This window comes from Streptomyces katrae, assembly GCF_000966975.1.
Lineage (GTDB): Bacteria > Actinomycetota > Actinomycetes > Streptomycetales > Streptomycetaceae > Streptomyces > Streptomyces katrae.
Map to the genome: position 1 here is coordinate 1 of NZ_JZWV01001761.1, position 567 is coordinate 567.

General features: G+C 71.8%; 1 protein-coding gene. It reads left to right on the top strand.

The window, feature by feature from the left end; translation table 11 throughout:
• A partial coding sequence (locus VR44_RS40485) for a ParB/RepB/Spo0J family partition protein (RefSeq protein WP_045952704.1) occupies positions 1–567 on the top strand: 567 nt, incomplete at both ends.

The following is a 567-nucleotide window of genomic DNA, read 5'->3' on the forward strand; positions in this document are numbered from 1 at the left end:
AGGCCCTGGCCCACAACCCGTTCAACCTCCGCGAGGACCTCACCGACCTCGACGAGCTGGCCCAGTCCCTCACCGTGCGGGGCCAGCTGCAGCCCCTGGCGGTCGCGACCCGGATGGCCTTCATGGAGGCCCACCCGGGCGCCACCGACGGCCTCGGCCGCGCCCCCTACGTGGTCATCGACGGCAACCGCCGCCTGGCGGCCGCCCAGCTGGCCGGGCTCAAGACGATGCACATCCACGTCAACGACGCCCTGTCCGCATCGGCCGCAGACATCCTCGAATCCGCGCTCATCGCCAACGTCCACCGGGTCGACGTGGCCCCCATGGACCAGGCCCGCGCCCTCCAGGAACTCGTCGACGTCCACGGCTCCCAGGCCCAGGTCGCCAAGCGGATCGGCAAGACCCCCGCGTGGGTCTCCCAGCGCCTGACCCTCCTCAACCTGACCCCGGACCTCCAGGACAAGGTCGAATCCGGGGAGCTGAAGGTCGAGCCGGCCCGCCGCATCGGCCGCCTCCCCCAGGAGCAACAGGCGGCGGCCGCCGCCGAGAGCATTAACGCCGTTAACC